This is a genomic window from Bacillus sp. JST-5 (assembly GCF_057747715.1).
In genome coordinates, this window is record NZ_JBYLHW010000129.1 from 1 (window position 1) to 2,054 (window position 2,054).

The following is a 2,054-nucleotide window of genomic DNA, read 5'->3' on the forward strand; positions in this document are numbered from 1 at the left end:
CATGTATTAGGCACGCCGCCAGCGTTCGTCCTGAGCCAGGATCAAACTCTCCAATAAGTAGTTTGATTGCTCAAAATGATTGACTAGCATGTTTCTTTAGACGCTTTGTTTTGTTCAGTTTTCAAGGTTCAAATTTTTAACAGCGACTTTTAAATAATAACAAACAAAAATCACGATGTCAACGATTTTTTTAATTTTTTTCGTTTGTCTTAGCGACAATGAATAATATATCACCTTTTACAAATTTGTTCAACAGGAAATGTATAAATTTTTATAGAAAAAATGCGAAAGAGGAAAAAATCCTCTTCGCATTAAGATCATTTGTTTTTCATTAACGGGAATAATAGAACATCTCTAATGGATGGAGAATTTGTTAACAACATAACTAATCGGTCAATCCCTATTCCAAGTCCGCCTGTTGGAGGCATTCCATATTCAAGAGCTTCGACAAAGTCCTCATCCATCATATGCGCTTCATCATTTCCTGCTTCTCTTTCCTTAAGCTGTGCTTCAAATCTTTCTTTTTGATCAATCGGATCATTCAATTCTGTAAATGCATTTGCATGTTCCCGACCTACTATGAATAATTCAAATCTATCAGTAAATCTTGGATCATCCGCATTTTTCTTTGCAAGAGGTGATATTTCAACCGGATGTCCATAAATAAATGTTGGTTGAATTAATTTATCTTCAACTTTTTGCTCAAAAAATTCATTTACAATATGGCCATATTGCATATTATCCTTGATTTCAACACCATGTTCTTTAGCAAGTCTTCTTGCTTCTTCCGTACTCATTTCCGGCCAAAAATCTACACCGGTATGTTCTTTAATAGCATCTACCATATGAATTCTATTCCATTTTGGTGTTAAATCAACCTCAAAGTCACCATAAGTTACCTTTGTAGTACCTAAAACTTCTTGAGCGATATGCGCAATCATGTTTTCAGTTAAACTCATGATGTCGCGGTAATCCGCATAAGCCTCATAAAGTTCGAGCATTGTAAATTCAGGGTTATGACGTGTTGAAACTCCTTCATTTCTAAATACTCTTCCTATTTCATAGACTTTCTCTAATCCACCTACAATTAAACGTTTTAAGTGTAGTTCAATAGCAATACGCATATACAACGGTATATCTAATGCGTTATGATGAGTGATAAAAGGTCTAGCTGCAGCTCCGCCGGCAATCGCGTGCATCATAGGAGTTTCAACTTCTAAATATCCGTTATTATCTAAATATCTACGCATAGATTGAATAATTAAACTTCTTGTTATAAATGTCTTTTTAGTATCCGGGTTCATTATTAAATCTAAATATCTTTGGCGATAGCGTTGCTCAACATCTTTTAATCCGTGGAACTTTTCAGGTAGCGGTCTTAAAGATTTAGTTAATAATTGAAAGTCGTTTACCTTAATCGAAAGCTCTCCAACTTTAGTTTTAAATATTGTTCCTTTGACACCTACTATGTCACCAAGGTCTGCGCTATCAAAAATTTCGTACTGTTCATCACCGACAGCATCTTTTCTTACATAAATTTGAATTTGACCGGATAAATCTTGGATATGGGCAAAACCAGCTTTCCCTTTTCCGCGTTTTGTCATAATTCTTCCTGCTAGAATAACAGTTACTTCTTTTTCTTCAAGTTCTTCTTTTGTGAATGAATCATACTCCTCTATAATTTGTTTTGCAGAGTGAGTTCGTTCAAATCGTTTTCCAAATGGATCTATTCCTTGTTCTCGAAGAGCATTCATTTTATCTCTTCTTACTTTCATTAAGTCATTCATTTCTTCATAACTCATTTAAATCATCTCCACCTGCAATATTATAAATATCTTTTATTTAATGAAAGCAATCTATTCTCTATGTAACACCTGTTTAATTGTACACTTTTCAAAACATATTTACAAAGTATATTGTGCGTAAAAAGCTTTGGATTTTAATAAAAATATACTGCCGAAGCTTTTCGGCAGTATATCAGACTGTCGACAAACCCCAACTCAAATGCTTCATTTGAGTTGGGGTTTGTCTTTTTTTGCTCATCATTTTCTAAG

General features: G+C 33.9%; 1 protein-coding gene. It reads right to left on the bottom strand.

Translation table 11 applies throughout. The features are described from left to right. Positions 1-317 precede the first annotated feature (317 nt). Positions 318-1,802 carry a lysine--tRNA ligase gene (lysS, locus tag AC3ASS_RS14060; protein WP_488284133.1) on the bottom strand — a complete coding sequence of 495 codons (1,485 nt, stop codon included), beginning with the start codon at positions 1,800-1,802 and terminating at the stop codon, positions 318-320. Positions 1,803-2,054 lie beyond the last annotated feature (252 nt).

Bases quoted from the DNA above. Each gene is read 5' to 3' on its own strand.
- lysS (WP_488284133.1), bottom strand. From the start codon at position 1,802: ATGAGTTATGAAGAAATGAATGACTTAATGAAAGTAAGAAGAGATAAA.